Annotated in this window: 32 protein-coding genes and 1 tRNA gene; 18 read left to right on the forward strand and 15 right to left on the reverse strand. The window is 68.0% G+C overall.

Annotated features, from left to right (window positions below):
* Positions 1-71 precede the first annotated feature (71 nt).
* Genes ald through arfB form a run of 3 tightly spaced genes read left to right on the forward strand, consistent with a single transcriptional unit; the run spans position 72 to position 2,105 of the window.
* A complete protein-coding gene (gene ald / locus AC1DW4_RS08235) occupies positions 72-1,190 on the forward strand; it encodes an alanine dehydrogenase (RefSeq protein ID WP_477016758.1) in 1,119 nt (372 codons plus the stop codon).
* A 43-nt stretch (positions 1,191-1,233) separates the two neighbouring features.
* Positions 1,234-1,707, forward strand: coding sequence for a YaiI/YqxD family protein (locus AC1DW4_RS08240; RefSeq protein ID WP_477016759.1), 474 nt, complete (start codon positions 1,234-1,236; stop codon positions 1,705-1,707).
* Complete coding sequence (gene arfB / locus AC1DW4_RS08245) at positions 1,704-2,105, forward strand: alternative ribosome rescue aminoacyl-tRNA hydrolase ArfB (protein ID WP_477016760.1); 402 nt, start codon at positions 1,704-1,706, stop codon at positions 2,103-2,105. The genes AC1DW4_RS08240 and arfB overlap by 4 nt, the downstream gene beginning before the upstream one ends.
* On the opposite strand, the gene AC1DW4_RS08250 is transcribed toward arfB, so the two are convergent.
* Entirely contained in the window at positions 2,071-3,225 is a 1,155-nt protein-coding gene (locus tag AC1DW4_RS08250) for a DNA cytosine methyltransferase (protein ID WP_477016761.1), read from the reverse strand. The two genes, arfB and AC1DW4_RS08250, sit on opposite strands and share 35 nt — an antisense overlap.
* Before the next feature lie 123 nt (positions 3,226-3,348).
* Here AC1DW4_RS08250 and AC1DW4_RS08255 point away from each other — a divergent pair, with 123 nt between their 5' ends.
* The gene (locus AC1DW4_RS08255; protein WP_477016762.1) at positions 3,349-3,801 is read left to right on the forward strand and encodes a COG3650 family protein; all 453 of its coding nucleotides are present in this window, start codon (positions 3,349-3,351) and stop codon (positions 3,799-3,801) included.
* A gap of 12 nt (positions 3,802-3,813) precedes the next feature.
* On the opposite strand, the gene AC1DW4_RS08260 is transcribed toward AC1DW4_RS08255, so the two are convergent.
* Complete coding sequence (locus AC1DW4_RS08260; RefSeq protein WP_477016763.1) at positions 3,814-4,266, reverse strand: hypothetical protein; 453 nt, start codon at positions 4,264-4,266, stop codon at positions 3,814-3,816.
* A 46-nt stretch (positions 4,267-4,312) separates the two neighbouring features.
* Between AC1DW4_RS08260 and AC1DW4_RS08265 the strand changes: the two genes are divergently transcribed.
* The 3 genes from AC1DW4_RS08265 (at position 4,313) to AC1DW4_RS08275 (ending at position 7,022) form a co-directional block, all read left to right on the forward strand.
* Entirely contained in the window at positions 4,313-5,416 is a 1,104-nt protein-coding gene (locus tag AC1DW4_RS08265; protein ID WP_477016764.1) for an acyltransferase family protein, read from the forward strand.
* A 71-nt stretch (positions 5,417-5,487) separates the two neighbouring features.
* On the forward strand, positions 5,488-6,027 hold the full coding sequence (locus tag AC1DW4_RS08270) for a CHAP domain-containing protein (protein ID WP_477016765.1): 540 nt from the start codon (positions 5,488-5,490) through the stop codon (positions 6,025-6,027).
* A gap of 29 nt (positions 6,028-6,056) precedes the next feature.
* Complete coding sequence (locus tag AC1DW4_RS08275) at positions 6,057-7,022, forward strand: magnesium transporter CorA family protein (RefSeq protein ID WP_477016766.1); 966 nt, start codon at positions 6,057-6,059, stop codon at positions 7,020-7,022.
* A 4-nt stretch (positions 7,023-7,026) separates the two neighbouring features.
* Here the strand turns inward: AC1DW4_RS08275 and AC1DW4_RS08280 are convergent, their stop codons facing one another.
* Together AC1DW4_RS08280 and AC1DW4_RS08285 are read right to left on the reverse strand one after the other, a co-directional pair.
* Positions 7,027-7,890, reverse strand: coding sequence for a lipid A-modifier LpxR family protein (locus AC1DW4_RS08280; RefSeq protein WP_477016767.1), 864 nt, complete (start codon positions 7,888-7,890; stop codon positions 7,027-7,029).
* Between the two features lie 239 nt (positions 7,891-8,129).
* Positions 8,130-10,022: a ribonucleoside-diphosphate reductase subunit alpha gene (locus tag AC1DW4_RS08285; protein ID WP_477016768.1), complete on the reverse strand. Its 1,893-nt coding sequence runs from the start codon at positions 10,020-10,022 to the stop codon at positions 8,130-8,132.
* A 304-nt stretch (positions 10,023-10,326) separates the two neighbouring features.
* Between AC1DW4_RS08285 and AC1DW4_RS08290 the strand changes: the two genes are divergently transcribed.
* Both AC1DW4_RS08290 and AC1DW4_RS08295 read left to right on the forward strand, forming a co-directional pair.
* A complete protein-coding gene (locus tag AC1DW4_RS08290; protein WP_477016769.1) occupies positions 10,327-11,034 on the forward strand; it encodes a phosphatase PAP2 family protein in 708 nt (235 codons plus the stop codon).
* Between the two features lie 91 nt (positions 11,035-11,125).
* Positions 11,126-11,686 (forward strand): hypothetical protein, encoded by a 561-nt coding sequence (locus AC1DW4_RS08295; protein ID WP_477016770.1) that lies wholly within the window; start codon positions 11,126-11,128, stop codon positions 11,684-11,686.
* A gap of 116 nt (positions 11,687-11,802) precedes the next feature.
* Here the strand turns inward: AC1DW4_RS08295 and AC1DW4_RS08300 are convergent, their stop codons facing one another.
* Positions 11,803-12,270 (reverse strand): hypothetical protein, encoded by a 468-nt coding sequence (locus AC1DW4_RS08300; protein WP_477016771.1) that lies wholly within the window; start codon positions 12,268-12,270, stop codon positions 11,803-11,805.
* 181 nt (positions 12,271-12,451) lie between these two features.
* Between AC1DW4_RS08300 and AC1DW4_RS08305 the strand changes: the two genes are divergently transcribed.
* Positions 12,452-13,051, forward strand: a complete 600-nt coding sequence (locus AC1DW4_RS08305) for a TMEM165/GDT1 family protein (RefSeq protein ID WP_477016772.1) — start codon at positions 12,452-12,454, stop codon at positions 13,049-13,051.
* On the opposite strand, the gene AC1DW4_RS08310 is transcribed toward AC1DW4_RS08305, so the two are convergent.
* Together AC1DW4_RS08310 and AC1DW4_RS08315 are read right to left on the reverse strand one after the other, a co-directional pair.
* Positions 13,048-13,818 carry a metallophosphoesterase family protein gene (locus AC1DW4_RS08310; RefSeq protein WP_477016773.1) on the reverse strand — a complete coding sequence of 257 codons (771 nt, stop codon included), beginning with the start codon at positions 13,816-13,818 and terminating at the stop codon, positions 13,048-13,050. The two genes, AC1DW4_RS08305 and AC1DW4_RS08310, sit on opposite strands and share 4 nt — an antisense overlap.
* Positions 13,802-14,581: a nucleotidyltransferase family protein gene (locus tag AC1DW4_RS08315; RefSeq protein ID WP_477016774.1), complete on the reverse strand. Its 780-nt coding sequence runs from the start codon at positions 14,579-14,581 to the stop codon at positions 13,802-13,804. Before AC1DW4_RS08315 ends, AC1DW4_RS08310 begins: the two co-directional genes overlap by 17 nt.
* 227 nt (positions 14,582-14,808) lie before the next feature.
* Here AC1DW4_RS08315 and AC1DW4_RS08320 point away from each other — a divergent pair, with 227 nt between their 5' ends.
* Positions 14,809-15,855 (forward strand): ribonucleotide-diphosphate reductase subunit beta, encoded by a 1,047-nt coding sequence (locus AC1DW4_RS08320; RefSeq protein WP_477016775.1) that lies wholly within the window; start codon positions 14,809-14,811, stop codon positions 15,853-15,855.
* Position 15,856: 1 nt separating this feature from the next.
* On the opposite strand, the gene AC1DW4_RS08325 is transcribed toward AC1DW4_RS08320, so the two are convergent.
* From AC1DW4_RS08325 to modA, 7 genes are all read right to left on the reverse strand, one after another.
* Positions 15,857-16,627 carry a molybdopterin-dependent oxidoreductase gene (locus AC1DW4_RS08325; protein WP_477016776.1) on the reverse strand — a complete coding sequence of 257 codons (771 nt, stop codon included), beginning with the start codon at positions 16,625-16,627 and terminating at the stop codon, positions 15,857-15,859.
* The gene (locus tag AC1DW4_RS08330) at positions 16,624-17,406 is read right to left on the reverse strand and encodes a cytochrome b/b6 domain-containing protein (RefSeq protein ID WP_477016777.1); all 783 of its coding nucleotides are present in this window, start codon (positions 17,404-17,406) and stop codon (positions 16,624-16,626) included. Before AC1DW4_RS08330 ends, AC1DW4_RS08325 begins: the two co-directional genes overlap by 4 nt.
* 93 nt (positions 17,407-17,499) lie before the next feature.
* Complete coding sequence (locus AC1DW4_RS08335) at positions 17,500-18,054, reverse strand: hypothetical protein (protein ID WP_477016778.1); 555 nt, start codon at positions 18,052-18,054, stop codon at positions 17,500-17,502.
* A gap of 115 nt (positions 18,055-18,169) precedes the next feature.
* Positions 18,170-18,814 (reverse strand): ATP-binding cassette domain-containing protein, encoded by a 645-nt coding sequence (locus AC1DW4_RS08340; protein ID WP_477016779.1) that lies wholly within the window; start codon positions 18,812-18,814, stop codon positions 18,170-18,172.
* Positions 18,811-19,518: a molybdate ABC transporter permease subunit gene (modB, locus tag AC1DW4_RS08345; RefSeq protein WP_477016780.1), complete on the reverse strand. Its 708-nt coding sequence runs from the start codon at positions 19,516-19,518 to the stop codon at positions 18,811-18,813. Before modB ends, AC1DW4_RS08340 begins: the two co-directional genes overlap by 4 nt.
* The gene (locus tag AC1DW4_RS08350) at positions 19,511-19,870 is read right to left on the reverse strand and encodes a winged helix-turn-helix domain-containing protein (RefSeq protein WP_477016781.1); all 360 of its coding nucleotides are present in this window, start codon (positions 19,868-19,870) and stop codon (positions 19,511-19,513) included. The genes modB and AC1DW4_RS08350 overlap by 8 nt, the downstream gene beginning before the upstream one ends.
* Entirely contained in the window at positions 19,867-20,607 is a 741-nt protein-coding gene (gene modA / locus AC1DW4_RS08355; RefSeq protein ID WP_477016928.1) for a molybdate ABC transporter substrate-binding protein, read from the reverse strand. Before modA ends, AC1DW4_RS08350 begins: the two co-directional genes overlap by 4 nt.
* 4 nt (positions 20,608-20,611) lie before the next feature.
* On the opposite strand from modA, the gene moaA reads away from it, so the two are divergent.
* The 6 genes from moaA to AC1DW4_RS08385 are packed head-to-tail and all read left to right on the forward strand — an operon-like array spanning position 20,612 to position 24,603.
* Positions 20,612-21,670, forward strand: a complete 1,059-nt coding sequence (gene moaA, locus AC1DW4_RS08360; RefSeq protein ID WP_477016929.1) for a GTP 3',8-cyclase MoaA — start codon at positions 20,612-20,614, stop codon at positions 21,668-21,670.
* Positions 21,671-21,673: 3 nt separating this feature from the next.
* Positions 21,674-21,910 (forward strand): MoaD/ThiS family protein, encoded by a 237-nt coding sequence (locus AC1DW4_RS08365; RefSeq protein ID WP_477016782.1) that lies wholly within the window; start codon positions 21,674-21,676, stop codon positions 21,908-21,910.
* 2 nt (positions 21,911-21,912) lie between these two features.
* Positions 21,913-22,368 (forward strand): molybdenum cofactor biosynthesis protein MoaE, encoded by a 456-nt coding sequence (locus AC1DW4_RS08370; protein ID WP_477016783.1) that lies wholly within the window; start codon positions 21,913-21,915, stop codon positions 22,366-22,368.
* Positions 22,365-22,934: a molybdenum cofactor biosynthesis protein B gene (gene moaB / locus AC1DW4_RS08375; RefSeq protein WP_477016784.1), complete on the forward strand. Its 570-nt coding sequence runs from the start codon at positions 22,365-22,367 to the stop codon at positions 22,932-22,934. Before AC1DW4_RS08370 ends, moaB begins: the two co-directional genes overlap by 4 nt.
* The gene (gene moaC, locus AC1DW4_RS08380) at positions 22,934-23,410 is read left to right on the forward strand and encodes a cyclic pyranopterin monophosphate synthase MoaC (protein WP_477016785.1); all 477 of its coding nucleotides are present in this window, start codon (positions 22,934-22,936) and stop codon (positions 23,408-23,410) included. Before moaB ends, moaC begins: the two co-directional genes overlap by 1 nt.
* Positions 23,407-24,603 (forward strand): molybdopterin molybdotransferase MoeA, encoded by a 1,197-nt coding sequence (locus AC1DW4_RS08385; protein WP_477016786.1) that lies wholly within the window; start codon positions 23,407-23,409, stop codon positions 24,601-24,603. The genes moaC and AC1DW4_RS08385 overlap by 4 nt, the downstream gene beginning before the upstream one ends.
* Before the next feature lie 7 nt (positions 24,604-24,610).
* Here the strand turns inward: AC1DW4_RS08385 and AC1DW4_RS08390 are convergent.
* Positions 24,611-24,687, reverse strand: a tRNA-Arg gene (locus tag AC1DW4_RS08390).
* Between the two features lie 124 nt (positions 24,688-24,811).
* Between AC1DW4_RS08390 and AC1DW4_RS08395 the strand changes: the two genes are divergently transcribed.
* Complete coding sequence (locus tag AC1DW4_RS08395) at positions 24,812-26,095, forward strand: hypothetical protein (RefSeq protein ID WP_477016787.1); 1,284 nt, start codon at positions 24,812-24,814, stop codon at positions 26,093-26,095.
* Positions 26,096-26,133: the final 38 nt, after the last annotated feature.

A 26,133-nucleotide genomic window follows, 5' to 3' on the forward strand; every position in this document is an offset into this window, starting at 1 on the left:
GAAAAGAACAGGAACCTGCGATCGACCCGGCGCTATTTTCCGTTCAATCCCATCAGAGGCGAGGAAACCCCATGCGCGTCGGCGTCCCCAAGGAAATCAAGAAGAATGAACACCGCGTCGGCCTGACGCCCACGGCCGTCCGCGAATACGTCGCCCACGGCCACACGGTGTCGGTCGAGACCGGCGCGGGTCTCGGTGCCGGCTTTACCGACGAGGACTTCAAGCGCGCCGGTGCCGCCATCGTCGCCGATGCGCCGACCATCTTCGCGAACAACGACATGATCGTGAAGGTCAAGGAGCCGCAGAAGGTCGAGTGGGAGATGCTGCGCGAGGACCAGATCGTCTACACCTACCTGCACCTGGCGCCCGATCCGGAACAGACCAAGGGCCTGCTGGCGTCCAAATGCGCGGCGATCGCCTATGAGACCGTGACCGACGCGCGCGGCGGCCTACCGCTGCTGGCCCCCATGTCCGAGGTCGCCGGTCGCATCGCCGTCTTCTCGGCGGCGGAAACCCTGCTGAAGCACAATGGCGGCATGGGCCTGCTGTTCTGCGGCGTGCCTGGCGTGGCCCCGGCGCGTGTCCTGGTTCTGGGCGGTGGCGTCGTCGGCCTGAACGCGGCGCGCATGGCCATGGGCCTGGGGGCCGAGGTCGTGGTGCTGGAACGCTCGATCCCGCGCATGGCCTATATCGACGAGGTTACCAACGGCCGCGTCATCACCCGCTATTCCTCCATCGGCGCGATCGAGGAGGAGATCGTAAAGGCCGACGTCGTCATCGGCGCGGTGCTGGTCCCCGGTGCCGAGGCCCCCAAGCTGGTCAAGAAGGACCATCTGAAGAAGATGAAGCCCGGCAGCGTCCTCGTCGATGTCGCCATCGACCAGGGCGGCTGTTTCGAGACCAGCCACGCCACCACCCACGAGGACCCGACCTATACGATCGACGGCGTCGTCCACTACTGCGTCGCAAACATGCCGGGTGCCGCGCCACGCACCTCTTCCGAGGCCCTGAACAACGCCACCCTGCCGTTCGGTCTGGCCCTGGCCGACCACGGTCTGGAGGCGCTGAAAAAGGACCCGCACCTGGCGCGCGGCCTGAACGTGCTGAAGGGCGAGATCACCTATCCGGCCGTGGCCGAGGCCATGGGCCTGTCCTGGTCGGACCCGTTCGGCGTCTGGGCGAAAGGCTAGGACCCAGCTTCACCGAGACCTGCGGGCGGGCTAGGCTAGCGCCATGGCCCCCCGCATCTTCATCGACGCCGACGCCTGTCCGGTGAAGGACGAGGTCTATCGCGTGGCCGAACGCTATGGCCTGCACGTCTTCGTCGTCTCCAACAGCTGGATCAACACGCCGCGCTACAGCTGGATCGAACAGGTCGTCGTCGACGCCGGGCCCGACATCGCCGACGACTGGATCGCCGAACGGGCCGGACCTGGCGACATCGTGGTCACCTCCGACATCCCCCTGGCGGACCGCTGCCTGACGGCGGGCGCCCAGGCGCTGAAGTCCAACGGACAGCCCTTCACGCCCGACTCGATCGGCTCGGCCCTGGCCGGGCGGATGGTGGGCGAGCATCTGCGGTCCATCGGCGTGGCGACCAGCGGCCCGCCGCCGTTCGGACCGAAGGACCGCTCGGCCTTCCTGCAGGCGCTGGATCAGGCGGTGGTGCGGGCGAAACGCGCATTCCCCATTCAGAGGGGGCCATGACCGTCATCCCGGAAGACGAGCTGGAGTTCCGCTTCTATCGCGCCGGCGGGCCGGGTGGACAGAACGTCAACAAGGTTTCGACCGCGGTCCAGATGCGGTTCGACGTGGTCAACTCGCCGTCGCTGCGCGATCCGGTCAAGGCGCGGCTGATGAAGCTGGCGGGCAGTCGGCTGACGCTGGAGGGGATCATCGTCATCACCGCCGTCCGGCACCGGACCCAGGAGCGCAACCGCGCAGACGCCATCGCCCGGCTGCAGGAGATGGTGGATCAGGCCTCGATCGCCCCCACCTATCGGGTCCCGACCCGGCCGACACGGGCGTCAAAGGAACGGCGGCTGGACGGCAAGGCCAAGCGGTCGGACATCAAGTCGGGGCGGGGTAAGCCGAGGCTGGACTGACCCAGCGCCCCTCCAGCGCCGGGCGCAGCAGGCCCTCGCTCAGCGCTTGCACCACCGGCACGGCGACCGCATCGCCCATCAGTTTCAGTGCCGCCGTCTCGCCGCGCGGCAGGATATAGGTGTCCGGCACCCCCATCAGCCGCGCGGCCTCGCGCCCGGTCAGGCGGCGCGCCCGCACGACGCCGGCCTCGGCGACGATCACATACTGGCGCGAGGAGCCGCCGGAGGGCGTGCGCAGACAGCCGGCCAGGCCGTCGAACCGCAGTTCCAGCCGCTGGACCTTCACGCCCTGCTCGACCCGGACCCGCCGAAAGCCGGCCGCGACCTGCCGTTCGCCGGTCGCGTGGGCCGCCTCCAGTCGCGCGCGGTGCAGGGGGGCCGTCAGGGCCAGCAGGGCCTCGGTCTGGGCGCCGGTGAACCAGTGCGCCGTATCGTCCGGCTCCAGCAGGGCGGCCAGGTCGAGATTGCGAAGAGGCGGGGTGGGCAGGGACCACCAGACCCACGCCGCCTGGGGGCCGGCCGACAGTCGATCATGGGCCGCGATCAGCCGCGTGGGGTGGAAGGGCGCGACGGGCCCTGGCGCGACCGGCCCGATCACCCCTCGCATCGCCACGATGAACAGCCGGGGCCGCGACTGGGGCAGCCATCGGGACGCATCCATCTCAAGCGCGCCGATCTGGTAACCCGCCCCCACCAAGGCCTCGCAGATCGTTCCGAAGTCCGAACCGCCGCCGGATGTCAGCAGACCGACGACGTTCTCGATGACGATGACGGGCGGGGCGCGGCCCTCGGCGTCCAACGCCTCGATCAGCCGCCAAAAGCCCCAGAAGGCCCCGGACCGGCGCGCCGCCAGGCCCCGCCTCCCACCCGCCAGACTGACATCCTGACAGGGAGAGGACGCCCAGGCCAAATCCGCCTGCCCCGGCAGGTCGGCCGTGGACAGGCTCCAGACGTCACCGACATGGATGTCTTCTGCGTGATTGGCGCGCCAGCTGGCCGCCTTGGCGGGATCGATGTCGTTCGCGAACAGGGTCCGGAAGCCGTCCAGACCCAGCCCCGCCAGGCCACCCCCGGCGAAGAATTCATAGGCGCTCAGGCTCGGTCGGCCGCGAATCGACATGCCGCCGACGATAGGTGGCCGGCGCGGATCATGCGACCGTGCCCCTGCGGGGAGGCGCAGGGCCCTTTGCGAGACCGCCCTCAGCCGTTATTCCGAAGCGGACTGATCTTTCGGAGACCCCCGATGCGCCTCGTCCTGCCCGCCCTGACCCTGACGCTGCTGACCACGATGGCGGCGTGCTCGGACAAGCCGGACACCAGGACCGAGCCCGCGCCCGAGACGGCGACGACGCCGGTGGTCATCGGCGGCGTCGACCTGACCCAGCCCGTCCGGGTGCTGGGGACCGAGCCTTTCTGGGCCATCGATATCGCGCATCGGACGCTCAGCCTGACCCGACCGGGCGTGGCGGACGTGACCGCCCCGGTCGCCTCGCCCGTCGTGACCGGCACCACGGCCGTCTATACCGGCACCACCGATTCCGGTCAGACCCTGGTCCTGACCTTGATCGCCACCGAGTGTTCCGACGGCATGAGCGACCGCCTGTATCCACTGACGGCCAAGGTGGAGCTGGGCGAAGAGACCCTGAACGGTTGCGGCACGACGCCGGCGGCCCTGGCGCAGGCTCCAGCGGTTTAGGCTTCAGCGGCTTTAGGGGTCGCCCAGCAGCGGCCCGACGCCCGGCACGCTGCGGACCGCCTCGCCCAGCAGATCGCGGCCGGTCAGGGCGCGGACCCGTTCGCGGGCGGCGGGCAGAAGACGCTTCAGGTCGGCCTTGGACACGCCGACGTCTTCCAGTTGATCCAGCAGGCCCATGGCCTCGGCCACCGCCTTGCCCGACAGGCCACCCGCGCCGGCGATCAGCCCGCCGAACAGGCCGCGTTTGGGTCGGGCCGCGGCCTCGGATCGCGCGGCGGCCTCCGCTCCGGGAAGGGCGTCATAAAGGGCGACCAGGGTCTCGCGCGCCGCGTGGCGGTCCAGCAGCCCCAGAGCCCCGGTCAGGGCAGCGCGGGCCTGGTCCTGATCCAGGCCGGAATCGCCGGCGCTGAGCACCGCTAGATCGTCGAATGTCAGGTCCTGGAGCATGGGTTCGCGGGCTATCATCGGGCCCTTAACGCTTCCCGAACCGGTCCGGATGCAGGATCGATCAATGATCCCCGGTTCCGCACCCGCCGACCTGCGCCCCCTGACCGCCCTGCGGTTCTTCGCGGCCGCCTGGGTCGCGCTCTACGCCTTCTGGCCCAGTCTGGACGTCGGCTTCGTGCCGACCCTGGTGACCAAGGGCTATCTGGGGGTCGAACTGTTCTTCGTCCTGTCGGGCTTCATTCTCAGCCACGTCTATCTGGCGGCCCACGGCGAGAAGCGTTTCAGCTATGGCGGCTTCCTGTGGGCGCGGCTGGCCCGGGTCTATCCGCTGCATCTGGCCACCCTGATCGGGGTAGGCGTGCTGGGCGTCGCGGCCCTGGCCATGGGCATGGCGATCGACGGCAATATCCTGAGCTGGCCCTCGCTGCCGGCCAACCTCCTGCTGCTGCACGCCTGGGGCCTTGCCCCGCAGGCGGGCTGGAACCACTCGTCCTGGTCGATCTCGGCGGAATGGTTCGCCTATCTGGCCTTCCCGGCCTTCGCCTTCGTCGCCTGGCGGCTGCGCGACCGACCGGTGCTGGCCGTGGTCGGGGCGGCGGCCTTCATGATCGGCCTGTATGCCGCCTTCGAGGCACTGGCCGGCTTTTCCCTGACCGAGGCCACGATCCGCTGGGGCGCGTTGCGGATCGTCCCGTGTTTTGCCTACGGCTGCGCCCTCTATCTGGTCCATCGTCGTTCGAGTCTTCCCCGACCGGGCTGGATCGCCGCAGCTTGCGTGCTCGCCATGGCGGCGGCTGGATCGCTCAGCGCGCCCGACGGTGTCGTCGTCCTGCTCGGCGGCGGGCTGATCCTTTCGCTGGCGTCCCTGCCCAACGCCGGCTGGCTGGCTTCGCGCCCGGCGGTCTACCTGGGTGAGATCAGCTATGCGGTCTATATGGTGCTGGTGCCCTGGCAGCTTCTGGCGGTGAATCTCGCTGCGCGCCTCACCGCGGCCGAGGACAAGAGGCTTCAACTTTTCGTGTGGCTGGCGGTCGTTGCGGCTCTGCCGATCGTGGCGGCCGTCGCCTATCATCTGGTGGAATACCCCGCCCGGCGGGCGCTTCGCGGCCTCGCCGATCGGCGCGCGGCCCGGTCAAGGGCGCGTCAGCAGGCCGCGCAGCTCGCCTGAGGCGGGTGGTTCACGGGCCGTAAACTATCGTCTAGGGATAGTGCGGGCGTAACAGTCGGAAACAATCCAGCATGATGAAACGGCTCACTGCCGCCGCGGTTGCGGCGACCCTCGGCCTTTTTGCGCTGGCCCCCGCCGTGGTGGCCACCCCCGCAAGGGCCGAAGATCCCTACTGGCAGTGCGTGACGTTCGCGCGGATGTTCTCTGGAATCAACATCTTCGGTGACGCATGGACCTGGTGGAACCAGGCCGTGGACCGGTTCCGCACCGGCCGCGCGCCCGAGACCGGGTCTGTCCTCGTCTTCCGTCCCGAGGGTCGCATGACCCGTGGCCACGTCGCTGTCGTGTCCGACATCCTGACCGATCGCGTGATTCGCGTGACCCATGCCAACTGGGGCGGCAGCCGTGGTAAGGTCGAGGAGAACGTGACCGTGGTGGACGTGTCCGGCGCCAACGACTGGAGCGAGGTGAAGGTGTGGTACAACCCGATCCATGACCTGGGCACCACCGTATATCCTACCTATGGCTTCATCTATCAGGGTGCCCGCGACGCCTATGACGCCGGTCGCCAGATGGCCGCGAACGCGACCACCTCGGCCGGTCAGAACTGACCGACTGATCCGACCCTGAGGCGCGAGCGATGATCCGCCTCTATCGCGCCGGCTGCGCGGCCTGTGAATCGGTCGAGATCGCTGTCGTCGGTCCCTGGACCATGCCGTCCGATACCCTGTGGATCGACCTGATTGAGCCGACGCGGGAGGAAGACGCCGCCGTCGAAAGGGCCCTGGGTATCGCCATCCCGACGCGCGAGGAGATGGGCGAGCTGGAGGCCTCCAGCCGTCTGTACCGCGAGAACGGCGCGACCTATGTCACCGCCGACATCATCCATAACGGCGATGCCGACCTGCCGGGCAGCGACCCGGTGACCTTCGTGCTGACCGCCGGCCCCATGGTCACGATCCGCTATTTCGATCCGCGCCCTTTCATCCAGTTCACCGACAAGCTGGAACGCGATCCGTCGCTGTGCGCGACGGGGCTGGAAGTGTTCCTGAACCTGATGGAGGCGATCATCGATCGCGCTTCCGACGTGCTGGGCAAGACCGCCGCCAAGGTGGAAGCGGTGGGCAACCATGTGTTCTCGGAGGGCAAGCGGGTCGGGTTCGAACATCTGGTGACCAAGCTGGGTCGCGCTCACATCGCCAATGCCCGCATCGAGCAGAGCCTGGCCGGTCTGGCGCGGGTGTTCGCCTTCGTCGGCTTCGACGACCGGATGGATCATTCGCCCGAAGCCCGCGAGCACCTGAAGTCCTTGGCCAGCGATGCCGCCAGCCTGATCGCGCACAATCAGGCTGTGGCGGCGGGCATCAATTTTCAGCTGTCGGCGGCGTTGGGCTTCATCAACATCGAGCAATCGTCGATCTTCAAGGTGTTCTCGATCTTCAGCGCGGTGCTCATGCCGCCAACCCTGATCGGGGCCATTTACGGCATGAATTTCGAGCATATGCCCGAGCTTCGCTGGGTGAGCGGCTATCCCATCGCCCTGATCGCCATGGCCATATCGGCCCTGTTGCCGCTGCTGTGGTTCAAGCGGAAAGGCTGGATCTAGCCGCCTACCATTGCGGCTTGATCGACAGCTGGAAGGCCACCAAGCCCTCGGTGACATCGTTGTCGATGCCCCGGCCGCTGCGCAGTCCCACGGCCTCGATCTCGCGGTAGACGACGCCGAAGGAGCCCTGCATGTCGCCGCGCCGCAAGGCGATCCCGACCGAGGCGTCCCCCAGGAAGTTGCCACTGTCGCGGCTGACGCCCGAGCGGGCGTAGTCGCCGTCGCGGTTTCGCGCGAAGTTGTAGCCCACGGCCGTGCCGGACCCTGCCGCATACAGATACCAGCGCGCGCGTTGTCCGAAGGCGGCGCTGCCCTCCGGCACCAACCGGTCGATATTGCGCCCAATCTTCAGGGTGGCCCCGGCCTCCGCCAGACCGCCCCGGTCGCCGACGCCGAATCCCGCGTGTGGGGTCAGGGTGACCTCCAACCCCGAAGCCGTATAACCCCGCGCCACCGGCCAGCCGCGTGAATAGCTGACATCATAGCTCTCGGCCTGGAAGGCTCCATGGTCGAGCGGCGATACGGGCAGGGGCGCGCCGTCGGCGCGGCGCAGTTCGCCCCGGGTCCGCACCCGCAGGCGGTCGGAAAATCCGTCCCCCTCGATCCAGACATCGCGTGTGGTCGCGGCCGCGAAGGGGTCGCGCAACTGGGCTGGCGCGAAGGCGTCGGCCACCTCGATGCCGGGTCCGAACCCGGCTTCGGTCGCGACGGTGAAGGCGGATCTGCTGTTCAATTGCGCCGTGATGCCGGCGGCCGTTGCCGTTTGGTCGCTGGACCAGTTCTGGTTCACCCACGTCTGCGCCGAGGCCGGGACCGCCAGGGTCACCAGGGACATCACGCTCAACGCCAGTCGCACCAGATAAGGCAACGGTCCTCCCACAGCCCGTTAACGGCACATAGAGTGCACCGAAAAACAGGGACGTCCAACCGCGATTTTGTGACAAGGCCCTGACGTCAGCCGAACGTGGGGCACGGACGTGGGTTCCCGCACGCCCAAGCGGACGCGCTGAATCAATCCCTGGCGGGTAAAATCAGACACTCGCGAGCATCAAAAGCCGCCCGCGCTCAAGCAGCGAGGCTCCGCGAGCCGAGCGGTAGCGCCCTACTTTACTGACAGGCCAGGCACTCGTCGTAGTCGGTGGGGGCGGCCGAAAACAGATCGGGCTGGTTGGGATCGGGTTCGACCTCGGCCTTGTCCTCGGCACCGGCGAAGGCGGCGCGCTGGACCGACTTGGAGCGCAGGTAATAGAGCGACTTCACCCCCGTCTCCCACGCGCGCCAGTGCAGCATGTGCAGGTCCCACTTGTTGACGTCGCCGGGGATGAACAGGTTGATCGACTGGGCCTGGCAGATCTCTGGCGAACGATCGGCCGACAGTTCGACGACCCAGCGCTGGTCCAGTTCGAAGGCGGTCTTGAAGATCCCCTTCTCGTCGTCGTTCAGCATGGTCAGATGCTGGACCGAGCCCTCGTGCTCCAAGATCGAGTTCCACACCGCGTCGGTGTTGGCGCCGTAGCCGTCCAGCAGCTTTTCGAGATAGGGGTTCTTGACCGCGAACGAGCCCGACAGGGTCTTGTGGGTATAGATGTTGGCCGGGATCGGCTCGATGCCCGCCGACGTCCCGCCGCAGATGATGCTGATCGAGGCGGTGGGCGCGATGGCCAGCTTGTGGCTGAAGCGCTCCATCACGCCGCGTTCGGCCGCGTCCTCGCAGGCACCCTTTTCCTCGGCCAGCTTGACGCTGGCCTTGTCGGCCTCGCGACGCAGGTGCTTGAACAGTCGCATATTCCACGACTTGGCCATGGCGCTCTCGAAGGCCACGCCCTGCGACTGCAGGAAGGAGTGGAAGCCCATCAGGCCCAGGCCGACCGAACGCTCGCGCTTGGCCGAATAGACGGCGGCGGCCATTTCCGGCGGGGCGCGGGTGATGAAGTCCTCCAGCACATTGTCCAGGAAACGCATCACGTCCTCGATGAAGCGGGGCTCCTCGCGCCACTCCAGAAACATCTCGGCGTTGACCGACGACAGGCAGCAGACGGCGGTGCGATCGATCCCCAGATGGTCGGGGCCGGTGTGCAGCATGATCTCGCTGCACAGGTTCGACTGTTTCACCTTCAGCCCCAGATCGCGCTGATGCTTGGGCATCTGGCGGTTCACCGTGTCGGAGAAGATCAGATAGGGCTCGCCCGTCTGCAGGCGGATTTCCAGGATCTTCTGCCACAGGCTGCGGGCGTCCACGCGCCGGATGACCGCCTGATCCTTGGGCGAGCGCAGCGCGAAGTCGGAGCCGGCCTTCACCGCCTCCATGAACTCGTCGGTGATGTTGATCCCGTGATGCAGGTTCAGGGACTTTCTGTTGAAGTCGCCCGAGGGTTTGCGGATCTCGAGGAACTCCTCGATCTCCGGGTGGTGCACGTCGAGATAGACGGCGGCCGAACCCCGGCGCAGCGAGCCCTGGCTGATCGCCAGCGTCAGGGAGTCCATCACGCGGATGAAGGGGATGATGCCGCTGGTTTGCCCTGCGCCCTTCACCTTTTCGCCGATGGAGCGCACGCCGCCCCAATAGGTACCGATGCCGCCGCCGTTCGAGGCCAGGGACACGTTCTCGTTCCAGACGCGCTGGATGCCGTCCAGGCTGTCGGCGACCGAATTCAGGAAGCAACTGATGGGCAGGCCGCGGTCCGCGCCGCCATTCGACAGCACTGGCGTCGAGGGCATGAACCACAGCCTGGACATGTAATCATAGACGCGCTGGGCGTGGTCGGCGTCGTCGGCATAGGCGGTGGACACGCGGGCGAACATGTCCTGATAGCTTTCGCCGGTCAGCAGGTAGCGATCCTCCAGCGTCTTCTTGCCGAAGTCGGTCAGCAGGTCGTCGCGCGACCGGTCGAGCTCAATGGAGCGCACCACCGTCAGATGGGGGCGCTCGGGCGTCGAGGCAGCCGGAATCGCCGCAAAATCAACTGTCTTCAATGCTTCGCCGCCAGCCATAATCGTCATCGCCCTGAACTAAAATCGAAGTGAAGCCGCCTGGCCCCGACCACTGCATCTAGTGGCCGAAGCGCTCCCCGAACCAACATATGGGGCGCAGATGCCTAACGACACGTCAACGGGCTTGACGCCGCAATTCGCGCCGAATCAGTTCGGCGCAGGGGATGACCCTGTGCAAAAGGGCGCGACAGGCTCGCGACAGGGGGGAGGGCCCAGATTCACGAATCCGTGATCGGGAACGGCCGGCCAGCTTGACCGTTAGCAGCCGATGCCATCGTCCGCTCTCGTCCGATTTTTTCGCCGTGCCCTGCGTGTGGCGAAGACGGAATTCGTCGCCCTGTCGGCGCTGCTTGTCGTCGGCCTGGGGGTATCGATCTTCGCCGACCTGGCAGAGGACATGCGCGAAGGCGACGGCCAGGCCTTCGACCAGTGGGTGCTGTCGGCGATGCGCCCCAACGCGGATCCGTCCGACGCCTGGGGACCCTGGTGGCTGTCGACCGCCGCCAATGACCTGACGGCCCTGGGCGGGATCTCTGTTCTGACCCTGTTCGCCATGATCGCGGTGATCTTCCTGATCATCCAGAAGAAGCGGCTGTCGGCCCTGCTGCTGGTGTTCGGCCTTCTGGGCGGCGTGACACTCAGCGAGGGTCTGAAGGCGATCTTCGAGCGCGCCCGCCCGCCGGAAGCCTTTCAGGCGGTCGAGACGATCAACGCCAGCTTCCCGTCCGGCCACGCCCTGCTGTCGACCGTCTTCTATCTCAGTCTGGCCGTGATGCTCGCGCGCGCCTTCCCGCGTCGGCGACTGAAGGCCTATGTCATCGGTGTCGGGGTTCTGATCGCGGTCCTGGTCGGGATGACCCGCATCTATCTGGGCGCGCACTGGGCCACCGACGTGTTCGCGGGCTGGAGCGTCGGCGCGGCCTGGGCCATGGCGCTGTGGCTTGTCAGCTATGGCATAGAACGTCACCAGACCGTGCGTCATGCCCGTCTGGTCGACGAACCGACGGTCGCCGAAGCCTGAGATTTCGCTAGGTGTCGGACGGTCGTCGGCGTTAACTATGTCCCTGACGGTCGAAGCCCCCGCTTCGACCCGTGTCTGCGGGAGGACCGACATGATCGGCCTGATGCTCGCCCTCGCCATCGCCGCTCCGGCCCCCGCGTCACAGGCGGTCCAGGCGACGCTGCAGTCGTGCGCCATGGAGCAGGGGCGCTGGGTCTGTCGCTATCAGGTGCCGGACGTGGAGATCATTCCCTTCACCGGCGATGCGTCGGAGCTGGAGCTGACGTCGCGCGCCGGACCGCCGGTGCCGACGATGCCCGGAGAAACACCCGCTGTCGCCGCGCCGACCGACGTCACCGTGGCGAGCTCGGAATCGGGCATACTGACCGAACGCGAGGCGCGTCTGGTGGCCCGCTGCGCCGACGCCGGCTGGATGTCGCTGTGTCTGCCCGACGACCGTCGCGCCGCCCGGTCGCTACGGGATCGCCAGGTCGCCTATCAGTCGGTCCAGCGCGCGGTGACGGGCCTGCTGGCCGAAGATCGCTGCGACGACGCCATCAAGGCGGCGCTTGATGGCGGCTATCTGGGGCTGGCGCGCGAGGCTCGCGACTTCTGCGCCGCCTCGGCGGCCACGCCGGTCAACGTCCAGGCCGTGGTTCCTCCGGCTAGCTGACCCTCCCCACTCTGCCCAACAGAAAACCCGGACGCCCTGCATCGTCCGGGTCTTTGTTCGTTGATCCGTCGATGGTGCCGGCGGGGCCACATGGCCCCGCGGACGCTCATCAGGGTTTAGTGACCGCCCGGCGTGGCGGGCGTGCAGACGGTTCCGTCCGTGCAGTCCGAGAAGTGGACCTGCGGCGGCTCGACCAGGATCTGCGACGGATTGACGTGCACTTCCGGACGCTGGACGTAGATCTGGGCCGGGGCCACGCGGATCGGCGGCGCTTCGACATAGACGGGCGGGCCCGAGATGTAGACCACCGGGCCGGCGACCTCGATCGGACGGCCATAGACGCGGGCGCCGGGCGACGTCACGTGGATGTCCGGACCGGCCGGGATGTAGATCGGGGGGCCATAGCCACCGCCGGGCGCGCCGTGGGGCCAGGGCGAACCCGGGGTCCAGGGGCCGTAGAAGGTCTCCTCGTGCGTGCACGGGCAGAGTTCGCCGTCGTAGTGCGGATGCGGTGCGCATCCGTCGGTCGCTTCGACCATGCCGCCCAGCAGCATGGAGGCGACCAACATCGAGACTGGTTCCATGAAATAGCTCCCCTAACCCTTTGAAAGACCGCGCATTCCCCTGAGAAGCGAAATCACTTCAAAGGCGTTATCGAGGCCCAATCAGCGTTATATTAACCATATTGGGCTGTCTACCGCTGTCGCGGAACTTGCGCCCGGGTGTGGCGCGGCCTACACGCGCCGCCTCTTTTGCGCGTTCGGGATGCACCGACGCCACCCCTCCACCGAGCCTGCCGTGGAAGCCTTCCTGATCTCGGTCGGCCTCGTCTCCATCGCGGAGATCGGGGACAAGACGATGCTGCTGGCCATCGCCCTGGCGGCGGCCTGGCGTCGGCCGCTTCCGATCGTGCTCGGCATCTTGGCCGCGACCCTGGCCAATCACGCCTTCGCCGCCCTGGCCGGCACCCTGGCCGCCCAATATCTGGACGGGCCGTGGATGAAATGGATCGTCGGCATCGCCTTCCTCGGGTTCGCGATCTGGGCCCTGATCCCCGATACGCTGGACGTGCGCGACGAGGCCCAGGTCGAAAAGACCTTCATGGGCATCTTCTGGACCACCCTGGCGGCGTTCTTCCTGGTCGAGATGGGCGACAAGACGCAGATCGCCACGGCCGGTCTGGCCATCCGCTTCCAGAACCTGCCCCTGGTCGTGGCCGGGTCGACCGTCGGCATGATGCTGGTCAACGGCCCCGCCGTCTGGCTGGGCGAAGCGACCGCCAAGAGGTTGCCGCTGAAATATATCCGCATGGCCGCGGCGGCGGCGTTCGCCGCGACGGGCATCTGGGTGCTGACCGCCGGCTAGACCTCGAACACGCGGTACGGCGTATCGCTAAGCATCCGAAGGACGGGCAGGGCCACGTTGTAGACCGGCACCCCCCGATTGGTCCGACCCTCGGGGGCACCTCGGTGGGCATGCCCATGGACCACCAGCCTGACGTTGTCATAGCGGTCGATCGTCTCGGCCAGACGCGACGATCCCAGGAAGCAGTGGATCTCCGGCGGCTCGCCCACCACCGTATCGACCACCGGCGCATAATGGAGCAGCACCACCGAGCGCTCCGTTCTCAATGACCGGATCGAGGTCTCCAGCTGATTGGCGTCCTCGACCGCTTCCTGGACGAAGGTCTTGATGGAGGCTTCGCCGAACGGGCTCAGCATGTATCGACCGAACCCACCGACGAATCCCTTGGCCCCGGCGAAGCCGACACCGTCGATCTCGTGATTGCGTCCACCCGACAGCATGATGACGCCTGCATCCTCGAACATCTGCAGGACGACATCGGGCTGGCCGCATTCGTGCTCGTGGTTGCCCATAACGCCGACGATCGGAATCGCGCAGGCCGTCAGGTCCTCCAGAATGGCCTCGACCTCGGAGGTCTTGCCGAAGTTGACCATGTCCCCACACAAACACAGCACATCCGCGTCGTCGCCAACCCGCTCGAACAGGTCGCGATAGGGCGAAGGACCTTCGCCGACGTGCAGATCGCCGACCGCGGCGACGCGCATGCGGTTGACGGGTCCCGAATCCATCCCAGGCTGGGGCGTCTGGTGGTCAGTGGATGGGATCATGGCGTTCCTCCAGCCCCTTGCCGACCACGTCGCCGAACCCGAAATCGGTGATGTCGGCGATATAGTCGCGCGCGCTGAACAGTCGACCGCGACAGACCTTTACCCTGGGGTTCGGCAGGGTGACCTGGGCCTCCAGCCGCTGCGCCAGCTCGGTCATCAGCCAGGCCGGGATGTTGTCCCGTTCGGTCGGATAGGCGAACCGGAAGTTCAGCAGGTGCGCCATCAGCACCTCCCAGTACAGGTCCATCTGGTCGAGCAGGCTCTTCCAGTCGATCGCCTGGGACTGCTTCAGGATGATGTGGTTCACATCGGCCCCGTCGTAGCGATAACGGTCCTGGATGAAGACCTTGGACAGGATCAGGGCCGTCGGCGGGGTGATCTTCACTTCGTGGCCATAGACCTGGATCGTGTCGTTGCCGAACCAGCTGTCGGACACCGCGATCGTGCCGTTCGACATGGCGAAGATCACGTCGAAGAAATGCTTGTCGTCCTTCCAGACCTTGGCGATCCACCGTTCGTCCTCGACGTCGGTCCGGTATCCACGCGCCTGGAAAAACGCCAGGATCCGGGGGTAGTCCCCGGGCTTGCAGAACACGTCCAGATCCTTGGTCGGCCGCTTGATCCCCGTATAGGCCGTCACCGCATAGGTGCCCGACAATAGAAACGGAATCCCGCTCTCCCTCAGCAGCCGCAGCGATTCCGCATAGAAATCGACCGCGTCCTCCGGCGGATGAAAGGTCGGATAGACGACGGTTTCGGACATTCTGGACAACCCAAGCGGAGGAGGGTGTCGGAACGGTCGGTTTCCTCGCGGGGTTCCGCCTTGAGCGAACCCCGCACCGCCAGACGGCCGGCCGCGACAAACAGTCCCCTGATTCACACAAGATGTTGAGGTTGGGGATCGTTAACCATCTACCCGTAGCATTCGGATCGAATCTGGGGTTGGATGGAGCCTCAGTCCCCCGCCGCTTCCAGCTTCCGGTGCCCGCCATGAACGCCCACGTCTCGATCAAGCCCGCTCTTCCCGGCCTGCTGACGCCGTCGGCGGCCTACAAGCCGTTCCGCTATCCGTGGGCGTTCGACATGTGGAAGAAGCAGCAGCAGGTCCACTGGATGCCCGAGGAGGTGCCGCTGGGCGAGGACTGCAAGGACTGGGCGGCGAACCTGAACGACAAGGAGCGCAACCTGCTGACGCAGATCTTCCGCTTCTTCACCCAGTCGGACATCGAGGTCGCGGACAACTATATGGAAAAATACGGTCGGGTGTTCAAACCGACCGAGGTGAAGATGATGCTGTCGTCCTTCGCCAATATGGAAACGATCCACATCGCGGCCTACGCCCTGCTGCTCGAGACCATCGGCATGCCCGAGAGCGAGTTCGGCGCCTTCATGGAATACGAGGCCATGCGCGACAAGCATGACTTCATGCAGACCTTCGGCGTGGACACCGAAGCCGACATCGCCCGGACCCTGGCCATGTTCGGCGGCTTCACCGAGGGGCTGCAGCTGTTCGCCAGCTTCGCGATGCTGATGAACTTCCCGCGCCAGAACAAGATGAAGGGCATGGGCCAGATCGTGTCCTGGTCCGTGCGCGACGAGAGCCTGCACTGCGACGGCATTATCAAGCTGTACCACGCCTTCAACAAGGAAACGGGCGTGGTCACCAAGGCCGTGGCCGACGACATCGTCCAGTGCTGCGAGACCGTTGTCGGGCTGGAGGACAAGTTCATCGACCTGGCCTTCGAGGCCGGAGAGATCAACGGCATGACGCCAGAAGACATCAAGCAATACATCCGCTTCATCGCCGACTGGCGCCTGCGCCAGCTGAAGCTGCCCGAGCTTTACGGCGTGAAGGAAAACCCCCTGCCGTGGCTGCAGTCGCTGCTGTCGGGCGTCGAACACGCCAACTTCTTCGAGGCCCGCGCCACGGAATACTCCAAGGCCGCCACCACCGGCGCCTGGCACGGCGCCGACGGCGTCTGGGGCGAGTTCGACAAGCTGATGGCGCGGCGCGACATGAGCATGATCGCGGGGTAGATCAGATCCCCGCGTACCAGGCGTAGCCGCGGTCGGGCCAGTAGCCGCCGTGGCCGCCCTGGATGTCGTCGAAGCGCTCGACCGCCTCGATCCGGCGGATGTATTTGGCCTGTTTGTAGCCCAGCTGTCGCTCGACCCGGAGCCGCAAGGGGGCTCCGTGCGGGACGCCCAGGACCTCGCCATTCATGTCATAGGCCAGCAGGGTCTGGGGGTGGCGGGCGTCGACCAGGTCGATGCTCTCGTAATAGCGCGGTCCGTCCTCGGTCTGGGTCAGGGCGTCGAAGCAGTGGAAGACGATGTATTTCGCCTCGGGCTTCAGGCCGGCCTCGTCCAGCAGGGTCTCCAGCCGCACCCCGGTCCACTGACCGATCGCGGTCCAGCCCTCGACACAGTCGTGCTTTGTGATCTGGGTCCGCGACGGCCGGGCGCGCAGCTCCGCCAGCGACAGGCTCAAGGGGCGTTCGACCAGCCCGGCGACTTCCAGCCTGTAGTCGGCGAAGCCCGCGTCTCTCAGTGCGACATAGTCGGCCGCGGCCGGAGAGATGGAGCCGTTCGGCTTGAAGTCCTTCGAAATCTCGCGGACGTCGTATTCCGGGGCCAGAGCCTCGCGCGGGATCAGCAGGCGCTGGGCGCGACGGGTCAATTCCTCGGCGCTGACCAGCAGGCTCGCACCGGCCTCGCCCGCCTTCTGACAACCGGCCAGTGCCATGACCCCGGCGGTCGCCAGGGCTCGGCCCAGCCAGGACCGGCGGTTCATAGGCAACGCGCTCATGCCGCGTCTCCCTTGCCGTGATCCGAGGGCTCGAGCACGAACCAGCCGGTGATCATCGCCCGCATGTTGTTGATGAACCCCGTCCAGAAGACGAGGAAGACGTGGATGACGATGAAGCCCACGATCAACCCGGCCGAGATGAAATGCAGCGTGCGGGCCGACTGACGCCCGCCCATGATGTCCAGCAGAAAGCCCCCGACCGCATTGAAACCCGGCGACATCGACAGGCCGGTGATCAGCATCATCGGCAGGATCACGAGGATGATCGTCACATAGGTCAGCTTTTGAATGACGTTGTAGTTGCGGGCTTCCTCGTCCTTGGGGAAGTGGAAGCGGGCGTGCTCCTTGACGCTGTCCCAGGTGCCTTTCAGCTCCTGCGTCGTCGGCCACAGCCGCCGCCCGAACCGTTTCGAGATGAACCCATAGGCCAGATAGGTCAGGCCGTTCAGCACGAAGACCCAGGCGAAGAAGAAGTGCCAGACCCGCGCCTCCGCCAGGTTCCGCCCCTGAGGGATCAGCAGCCAGTTCGGGATGGTCGGGATGTTCAGCCAGGGATCAGCGAAGGTCGAGCGCACGCCCCAGTACAGATGTGGATGGGCCAGCAGGATGTTGGCCCCGCTCATCAGCAGCACGACGATGGCGGTGACGTTCAGCCAGTGATTGATCCGAACGAGCGGCGGATGGCGGTAGGTGTCGGTGCGTCCCCCGGGCAGGGGCCGATCGGCGTGATCCGCCGCGGACGCCTCTACAGGCAGGGCGTCCAGCGTTCCGTCGGTCATCGATTTCCCCCCCGCAGGCCCCGGACGGTCTCACAGGACCGGCCGTTCGGCAACGTCGCCGATGGGCGGAATACGTCGCGCCGCCGCGAAGGGTTACCGTGGGCAGCGCGCGCGGTCGCCGGCGCGGCAGGCCAGCACATCGGCGGCATACTGGCCACGGGCGCGCTCGGCCGCATCGCGATCGATCTCCCACTGCCGGCGTGCCGCGTCCGCCTGACGCGCGGCCTCCTCATAGGCCAGCCGCTCCTTGGTGGCCTGGGCCACCGTGGCCTCGTAGGCCTCCCGGTCCGCGCGCTCCTGATTGTCCGCCAACTGATTTCGAGACACGATCTCGTCGTTCAGGGCCTGTGTCGTGCGGACTTCGGTTGGGTCTTGCTGGGCGTCATCGGCGCGGTGATAGGCCTCGCCCGCATTTGCGCCGGGGGGGACTGGCTTGGCGTCGGACGGAAGCAGCTGATCGACCGCGTCCGACCGAGCCTGGGCGGGAGCGGGGGAGGTCGTCTGCGCCTGGCCCGCGCCCGACGTCGCCAGGACTGCGGCGACCATCAGGATTCCGGACTTGATGGGGTGGAACATCTCGCTCTCCAGCACGCCTTGCGCCTTCCAGGTGGCGGCTCCGTCGTAGCAGGGCCGGCCCGCTGACGACAACGGGGTTCTCTCGCCAGGGGTTCACGCGAACCTTGCCCGCCCGAACCTTGGCGCTGGCATCTCTTGCGGGAAGAGCTGGGCGCCAAGGCCGTGGCCAGCGGCCTGACCTATCAGGTCACCGACGACGGTCTGGACTGATCCGGCCGGCCGACAGACGGATCCGGTCGGCCCCCAGGGCCTGAAGATCGGCGGCGTCGTGGGACACGACCAGCATCGCCACGTCGATCCGGCTCGTCAGGTCGATCAGCCAGGGAATCAGTTCGTCACGGCGCGACGGGTCCAGACCCGAGAACGGCTCGTCGAGCAGCAGCAGCCGGGGTCGCGCCGCCAGACTGCGCGCGATCGCCACGCGCCGCGCCTCGCCACCGGACAGGTTCCGCGTCCAGCGCCCCAGAAGGTGCTCGATCCCCAGAAGCGCGATCAAATCGCCGGTGTCGCCGCCGCCGGGCGCGAACCGCCGGCCGTAGGCGATGTTGTCGGCCACGCGCAGGTGCGGGAACAGCCGCACATCCTGAAAGACATAACCGATCCGCCGGGCATGGGGCGGCGGGCACAGGCCGGAGCGGGTATCGACCAAGGCTTCGCCGTCCACCACCAGTCGGGCCTGCGCGACGGGCACCAGGCCGCAAAGGGCGTGCAGCAGGGTGGTCTTGCCCGCCCCGGACGCGCCCTCGACGCCCACGATGCGCGCCCCGCTTTCGAAGGCGACGTCGATGCCGAACCCACCCCGTTCGGCGCGCACCGCGCACGACAGGCTCATCCGATCGCGCTCCTCAGGGCCAGGCGGCGACTGACGGCTTCGGTGCCGCACAGGGCGATCATGGCGACGGCGACCGAGACCATGGCCAGACGCAGGGCCGTCACCTCTCCATCGATCCCCTGCAGCGAGGCATAGATGGCGACGGGCAGGGTCCGGGTCTCGCCGGGAATGGCCCCTACGAAGGTCACGGTGGCCCCGAACTCGCCGAACGCGCGGGCAAAACCCAACAAGGCTCCGGCGATCAAGCCAGGCAGCGCCAGCGGCAGGGTAACGCTGAGGGCGACAAAGGCCGGCGGCGCGCCCAGGGTCGCCGCCGCCTGCTCCAGCCCCCGGTCCACGCCCTCGATGGCCAGGCGGATGGGACGCACCATCAAGGGCAGGGCCATGATGGAGGCCGCCAGCGCGGCCCCGGTCCAGTGGAACAGCAGGCTGAGGCCAAAGACCTCGGCCAGGATCCGGCCCAGCGGCCCCCGCGACCCGAACAGCAGCAACAGGACCAGGCCGGTGACGACCGGCGGCAGGACCAGCGGCAGATTGATCGCGGCCTCGACCAGTCCCTTGCCGGGAAAGGCCCCGCGCGCCAGCAGCCAACCGATCCCCACCGCGACGGGCAGGGTGGCCAGGGTGGCGACGGCGGCGACCCGCAGCGACAGGCCCAGGGCCTGAAGCTCGGCCGCGTTCAGGGGGGCCATCAGGTCAGTCATCCGGTGCGTCCAGGCTGCCTGGACGTCCGAGGCTCGCCAGCGTCGGCGCGGCCGTCGCGGCCAGGGTCCGGCCCAGCGTCTCATAGGCGGCCAGCAGCGCATCGCCACGGGGTGTCAGTCGCGCCCCGCCGCCCCGCGCACCGCCGCGCTCGGTCTCGACGGCCGGCGCGCCGGTCAGGGCGTTGACGGCCTCCAGCAGGGTCCAAGCGCGGCGATAGGACATCCCCATCCGGCGCGCCGCCGCGCTGATCGATCCGGTGTCGCGGATATGGGCCAGAAGCTCGGCCTTGCCCGGCCCGAACCGTCCCTCGCCGATGCGGATCTGAAACCACAGGCGCGGCGCGTCGGTCATGCCGCCGATCCGAAGCCATGGCGCGCGAAGACGGCCCGGGCCGGAGCAGAACGCAGGAAGCCGAGCAGGGCGGCTGACCCCGGGGCGGCAGGGCGGGTCAGGGCGGCCGGATACAGGATACGGGGCTGGACGGTGGCCGGCGGGGTGGCGACGACCTTCACCGCGTCGAACCCCAGGGCGTCGCTGCGATAGACCACGCCCAGATCGGCGTCGCCGCGCGCCACGAAGGCTCGGACCGCGCGCACATCGGCGGCGGTCACCATCGTCAGGTCGGCGCGGTCCCAGACGCCGAGCGCCTGCATCGTCTGGCGCGCATAGCGGCCCGCCGGGACGCTGTCGGGATCGCCGATGGCGATGCGGCCGCGCCAGGCGAACGGCGTTTGCGGGCGGTCCGCGGGCGCGATCACCACCAGGCTGTTAGTCAGCAGATCGACCCGGGTGTCGGGCTGCAGGACGCCCGCCGCCGCCAGCCTGTCCATCCAGTCGGTGTCGGCCATGACCACCAGATCGGCCGGAGCTCCCGACAGGACCTGGCGCGCCAGGGCCCCGCTGGCGGCGAAGACCGTCCGCGTCGGGCGGCCGGTCTCGGCGCTGAAACGGGTCGCCAGCTCCGTCAGCGCATCGGTCAGGGAGGCGGCGGCGAACAGGGTCAGGGGCTCGGGCTCGGCCGTGGCGCAACCGGCCAGGGCCGTCAGGCCTGTAACCCAAAGCGCCCGTCGGTCGATCAGGACAGAAATGACTTTGCTCCCACACCGCGACCGTTATGCTGATTTGAGCATGACGCACCCGTCAACGTCCAGCCAGTCCGCCTTGCCCATGGTCGATCCGTTCGGCCGGTCGATCGACTATGTGCGCGTGTCGGTGACCGACCGGTGCGACCTGCGCTGCACCTATTGCATGGCCGAGCGTCAGACCTTCCTGCCCCGCGCCGAGCTGCTGTCGATCGAGGAGCTGGACCGGCTGTGTTCGGTCTTCGTCGGCCTGGGCACCCGCCGGTTGCGCCTGACGGGCGGGGAGCCGCTGATCCGCAAGGGCTTCATAGACCTTGTCGCAAAGCTGTCCCGGCATCTGAAATCCGGTGTGCTGGACGAACTGACCCTGACCACCAACGGCACCCATCTGGCCGAGCACGCCGAGGCGCTGGCTGGCCACGGGGTACGGCGGATCAATGTGTCGCTGGATACGCTGGACGCCGAGGCCTATCGCCGGATCACCCGCGGCGGCGACCTGTCCAGAGCGCTGGAGGGGATCGCGGCGGCGCGCGCGGCCGGGATCGTGGTCAAGATCAACACCGTGGCTCTGAAGGCCGACAACGCCGTCGACCTGCCCGCCATGATCGCCTGGGCGCATGCCGAGGGCCACGACATCACCCTGATCGAGACCATGCCGCTGGGCGAGACCGGGATCGACCGGACCGACCAGTTCCTGTCGCTGACCGAGGTGCGGCGCGATCTGGAGGCGCGCTGGACGCTCACGCCGCTGGCCAAGCGCACCAGCGGCCCCTCGCGCTATGTCCGGGTGGAAGAGACGGGCGGGACCCTGGGGTTCATCACGCCCCTGACCCACACCTTCTGCGAGACCTGCAACCGGGTGCGGGTCACCTGCACCGGGCGGCTGTATCTGTGCCTGGGCAAGGACGATCACGCGGACCTGCGACCGATCCTGCGCGCGGGCGACGATGCGGCGGTGGCCCTGGCGATCCGGGAGGCGGTGGCCATGAAACCGAGGAGCCACGATTTCCGTATCGGCGCCGGTCTGGCCCCCGCCGTCGCCCGGCCCATGTCGATGACGGGGGGCTGAGCCATGGCGCGGGTGCTGCTGTTCGGAGCCCTGGCCGACGCCGCCGGCTGGCGCGAACGCGAGATCGCGGGCAGCAGCGTCGAGGCCCTGCGCGCGACCCTGGCCGAGGACGAGCGGCTGGCCGAACGGCTGGCGCGGCCGGGCCTGATGACGGTGGTGAACCAGGTGGTGGTGCGCGGCGACCATCCCGTCGGGCCGGACGACGAGGTCGCCTTCGCGCCCCCGGTGTCGGGCGGCTGAGCGTGGTCAGGCTCCAAACCGCCCCGATCGACCCCGCAGCGTTGCTGGCCGGTTTCTGCCGCGACCGGACCGAGGTCGGGGCGGTGGTCAGTTTCACCGGCCTGTGCCGCGCCGCCACCGAAGGCCGGGCGGTCCAGACCCTGTCGCTGGACGCCTGGCCTGGGTTCACCGAGCGGGTGATGGCCGAGCTGGAGGCCGAGACGCGGGCGCGGTTCGACCTGATCGACCTGATCGCCGTCCATCGCTGGGGCGAGGTCGCGGTCGGCGAGACCATCGTCTTCGTGGCCGCCGCCGCCGTGCATCGCCGCGACGCCTTTCAGGCCGCCGATTTCCTGATGGACCAGACGAAGACCCGCGCCCCCCTGTGGAAGCGCGAGGAGGGGCCGGACGGCCGCCGCTGGATCGAAGCCCGCGCCACCGATCACGCCGACGCCGCCCGATGGGAGACCACGCCATGACCGATGCGCCGCCCTCCGACGTCCTGCCCGCGCCGGGTGGAAAACTGCTGCTGGACCAGCCCGTGGTGCCGGTGCGGATCGCCGTTCTGACCGTGTCGGATACACGGGATCACGACAGCGACACCTCGGGCGGCATCCTGGCCGAGCGGATCGTCTCGGCGGGCCATGTCTGCGTGGACAAGGCCATCGTGCCTGACGCCATCGAGGCCATCCGGGGTCAGGTCCGGGCCTGGATCGACGCCGGCGCCGTGGATGCGATCATCACCACCGGCGGCACGGGCCTGACCGGGCGTGATGTGACGCCCGAGGCGCTGGAGCCCCTGTTCGACAAGCGGATCGACGGCTTTTCGGTCGTCTTTCACACCGTCAGCTACCAGACCATCGGCCTGTCCACCCTGCAGTCTCGCGCGACCGCCGGCATCATCGACGGCGTCTTCGTCTTCTGCCTGCCGGGGTCGAACGGGGCGGTACGCGACGGATGGGACCGGGTGATCCGCTGGCAGCTCGACAGCCGCCACCGCCCCTGCAACCTGGTCGAGATCATGCCGCGTCTGCTGGAGGTCTGATGGCGGATCTGACCCATATCGACGCCGAGGGTCGCGCCCGGATGGTGGACGTCTCGGCCAAGGCCACGACGGTGCGCGAGGCCGTGGCGACCGGCCGGATCGTCATGGAGGCAGCGACCCTGGCCCTGGCCCTGTCTGGCGGCGGCAAGAAGGGCGATGTCCGCGCCGTGGCCGAGATCGCGGGGGTCATGGCGGCCAAGCGGACCGCCGACCTGATCCCCCTGTGCCACCCCCTGCCGCTCGACGCCGTGGTCGTGGCGGTGGAGCCGAGCGCCGACGGATCGGGCCTGTCGGTCACCGCGACGACCCGCACCACCGGCCGCACGGGGGTGGAGATGGAGGCCCTGACGGCGGCCACCGTCGCGCTCCTGACGCTCTACGACATGCTGAAGGCCGTCGATCGCGGCATGACGATCGAGGCGGTGCGACTGGTGAAGAAGACCGGCGGAAAGTCCGGCGACTGGGTTCGCGCGTGAGCCTGCCGTCCGTCGAGACGGCGCGTGCCGCGATGCTGGCGGCCGTGACGGTCCTGCCCCGCGAACGCGTCCCTCTGATCGAGGCGGACGGCCGCTGGCTGGCCGAGGCCGTCGTCGCCACCCGCGACCAGCCGCCGTTCGACGCCTCGGCCATGGACGGCTGGGCCGTGCGGACGCTCGATCTGGGCACGGCTCCGTTGCGGATCGTCGGCGAAAGCGCGGCCGGGCGTGGACGCGAGATTCCGCTGGGGGCCGGGGAGACCGTCCGCATCTTCACCGGCGCCCCCCTGCCGCCCGGCACCGACCGGGTGGTGATCCAGGAGGAGGCGACCCGCGACGGCGACCACCTGATTGTCCATGCCCCCACCGACGCCCCCGGCTGGGTGCGCCCGCGCGGGGCCGACTATGCAGTGGGTTCGGTCCTGTTGGAGGCTGGCCTGCGACTGAACCCATGGCGCGTGGCCCTGGCCGCCTCCGCCGGGCGACCGCAGCTCGCCTGCGCTCGCCGCCCACGGATGGCCATCCTGGCGGGCGGCGACGAGGTGGTCGAACCGGGCGCTCCCATCGGCCCGTATCAGATCCACGACGCCGCCGGACCGGGCGTCACCCTGGTCGCCCGGCGCGCGGGGGCGGAGGTCCGCCGTCTGCCGCTGGTCGGCGACACGCTGGAGGCTATCGCCGACAGCCTGAGCCACACCGACGCCGACCTGATCGTCACCATCGGCGGGGCCTCGGTGGGGGACCACGACCTGCTGAAGCCCGCCGCTCGCAGCCTGGGCGCGACGCTGCTGGTCGAGGGGGTCGCCATGCGCCCCGGCAAGCCCGTCTGGTTCGCCACCCTGCCGGACGGCCGCCTTTTGCTGGGTCTGCCGGGCAACCCGGTATCCGCCCTGGTCTGTGCCGAGCTGTTCCTGGTCCCCCTGCTGGCGGCGATGCAGGGCGGTCAGGCCGCGCCCGTCTTCCAGCCGATGCCTCTGGCCGAACCCCTGCCCGCCAACGGCCCGCGCGACCACTATATGCGCGCCGTGATCGGGTGCGATGCGGAGGGCCGGGCGACCGTCCGGGCCTTGACCGATCAGGACTCCTCGATGGTCACGGTCCTGGCGGCCGCCGACGCCCTGCTGCGCCGCCCGCCCCACGCGCCGGCGTTGGCCCCGGACGAGCCGGTTCCCGTGGCGATCCTGAATGTCTGAAGGAAGGTGGCGCACCCGAGAGGATTCGAACCTCTGACCCCTGCCTTCGGAGGGCAGTACTCTATCCAGCTGAGCTACGGGTGCATCGCCTGGCCTCGCGGCCGGACGAAGGGCCTTACAGCAGGTCCGCCACCGTCTCAATCCCGGAATGAGGCTTGGCGGCATCGGGACCACGGCATAGCGTGACGCATCTCTACCGGAGTTCGCCATGCGTCGCCTGTTTCTCGCCGTCCTGCTGTTGCTCGGAGCCTGCGCCACGGTGCCTGTTGCCGACCCGTCCGGTGACACACTGGACGCCATCGCCGCCGACTATGTTCGCCTGACGCTGGAGATCGGCGAGCGCGAGCCCGGCTATGTCGACGCCTACTACGGTCCGCCCGAATGGGCCGAGGCCGCCAAGGCCGCGCCGCGAGAGGTGCCCGCCCTGATGCAGGGTGCCGCCTCCCTGACCAACCGGCTGAACGCGATCTCGATGGCCGGGGCCGATCCCATGATCGTCCAGCGCAAGGCCTATCTGCTGGCCCATGTCTCGGCCGCCTCGGGGCGGCTGCGTTTCATCGCGGGCGAGCGCCTGCCCTTCGCGGACGAGGCCTTCGCCCTGTTCGGGGTCCGGCCCGAGTTGAAGCCACTGTCGGACTATGACGCGACGCTGGGCCAGATCGACGCCCTGCTGCCGGGCGATGGACCGCTGGTCGATCGGGTCGCGGCGTTCAAGTCGGCCTTCATCATTCCCAAGGACCGGCTGGAACCTGTCATGACCGCCGCCATCGCCGAGTGCCGCAGGCGCACCGTCCAGCATATCGCCCTGCCTTCGAACGAGCGGTTCACCCTGGCCTTCGTCACCGACAAGCCCTGGTCGGGCTATAACTATTTCCAGGGCGACGCGGCCTCGAAGATCGAGATCAACACCGACTTCCCGATCTACACCGAGCGGGCGATCGACCTGGGGTGCCACGAGGGATACCCCGGCCACCATGTCTACAACGCGCTTCTGGAGCGGACCTTCGTGAATGAGCGCGGCTGGGTGGAGATGAGCGTCTATCCGCTGTTCAGCCCCATGTCCTTCGTGGCCGAGGGCAGCGCAAACTATGGCATCGACCTGGCCTTTCCGGGCGACGAGGGCGCGCGGTTCGAACACGATGTGCTGGCGCCCCTGGCTGGGATAACGGGCGCGGATTTCGAGAAGAAGGCGCGGTTGCAGGCGCTGACGCGGCAGCTGGCGCGGGCCGAATACACGATCGCCGACGACTTCCTGGCCGGACGGGTGGATCGGGCCGAGACCATCGCGCGACTGGCCAAATACACGCTGACCACACCGGACAAGGCGGCCCAGCGGCTGCGCTTCATCGAGACCTATCGCAGCTACATCATCAATTACGGCCTGGGCCGCGACACCGTCGAGGCCTGGGTCGAAGGGCAAGGGGCCGACCATTGGCGCGGCATGGAGACCTTGCTGGCCAGCCAGATCCTGCCGGTGGATTTAGGCCGGTAAAGGCTGCAAGAACCCCTCCGTCGGCTCGCCAAGAGCTC

This window comes from Brevundimonas sp. P2_A6 (assembly GCF_056404975.1).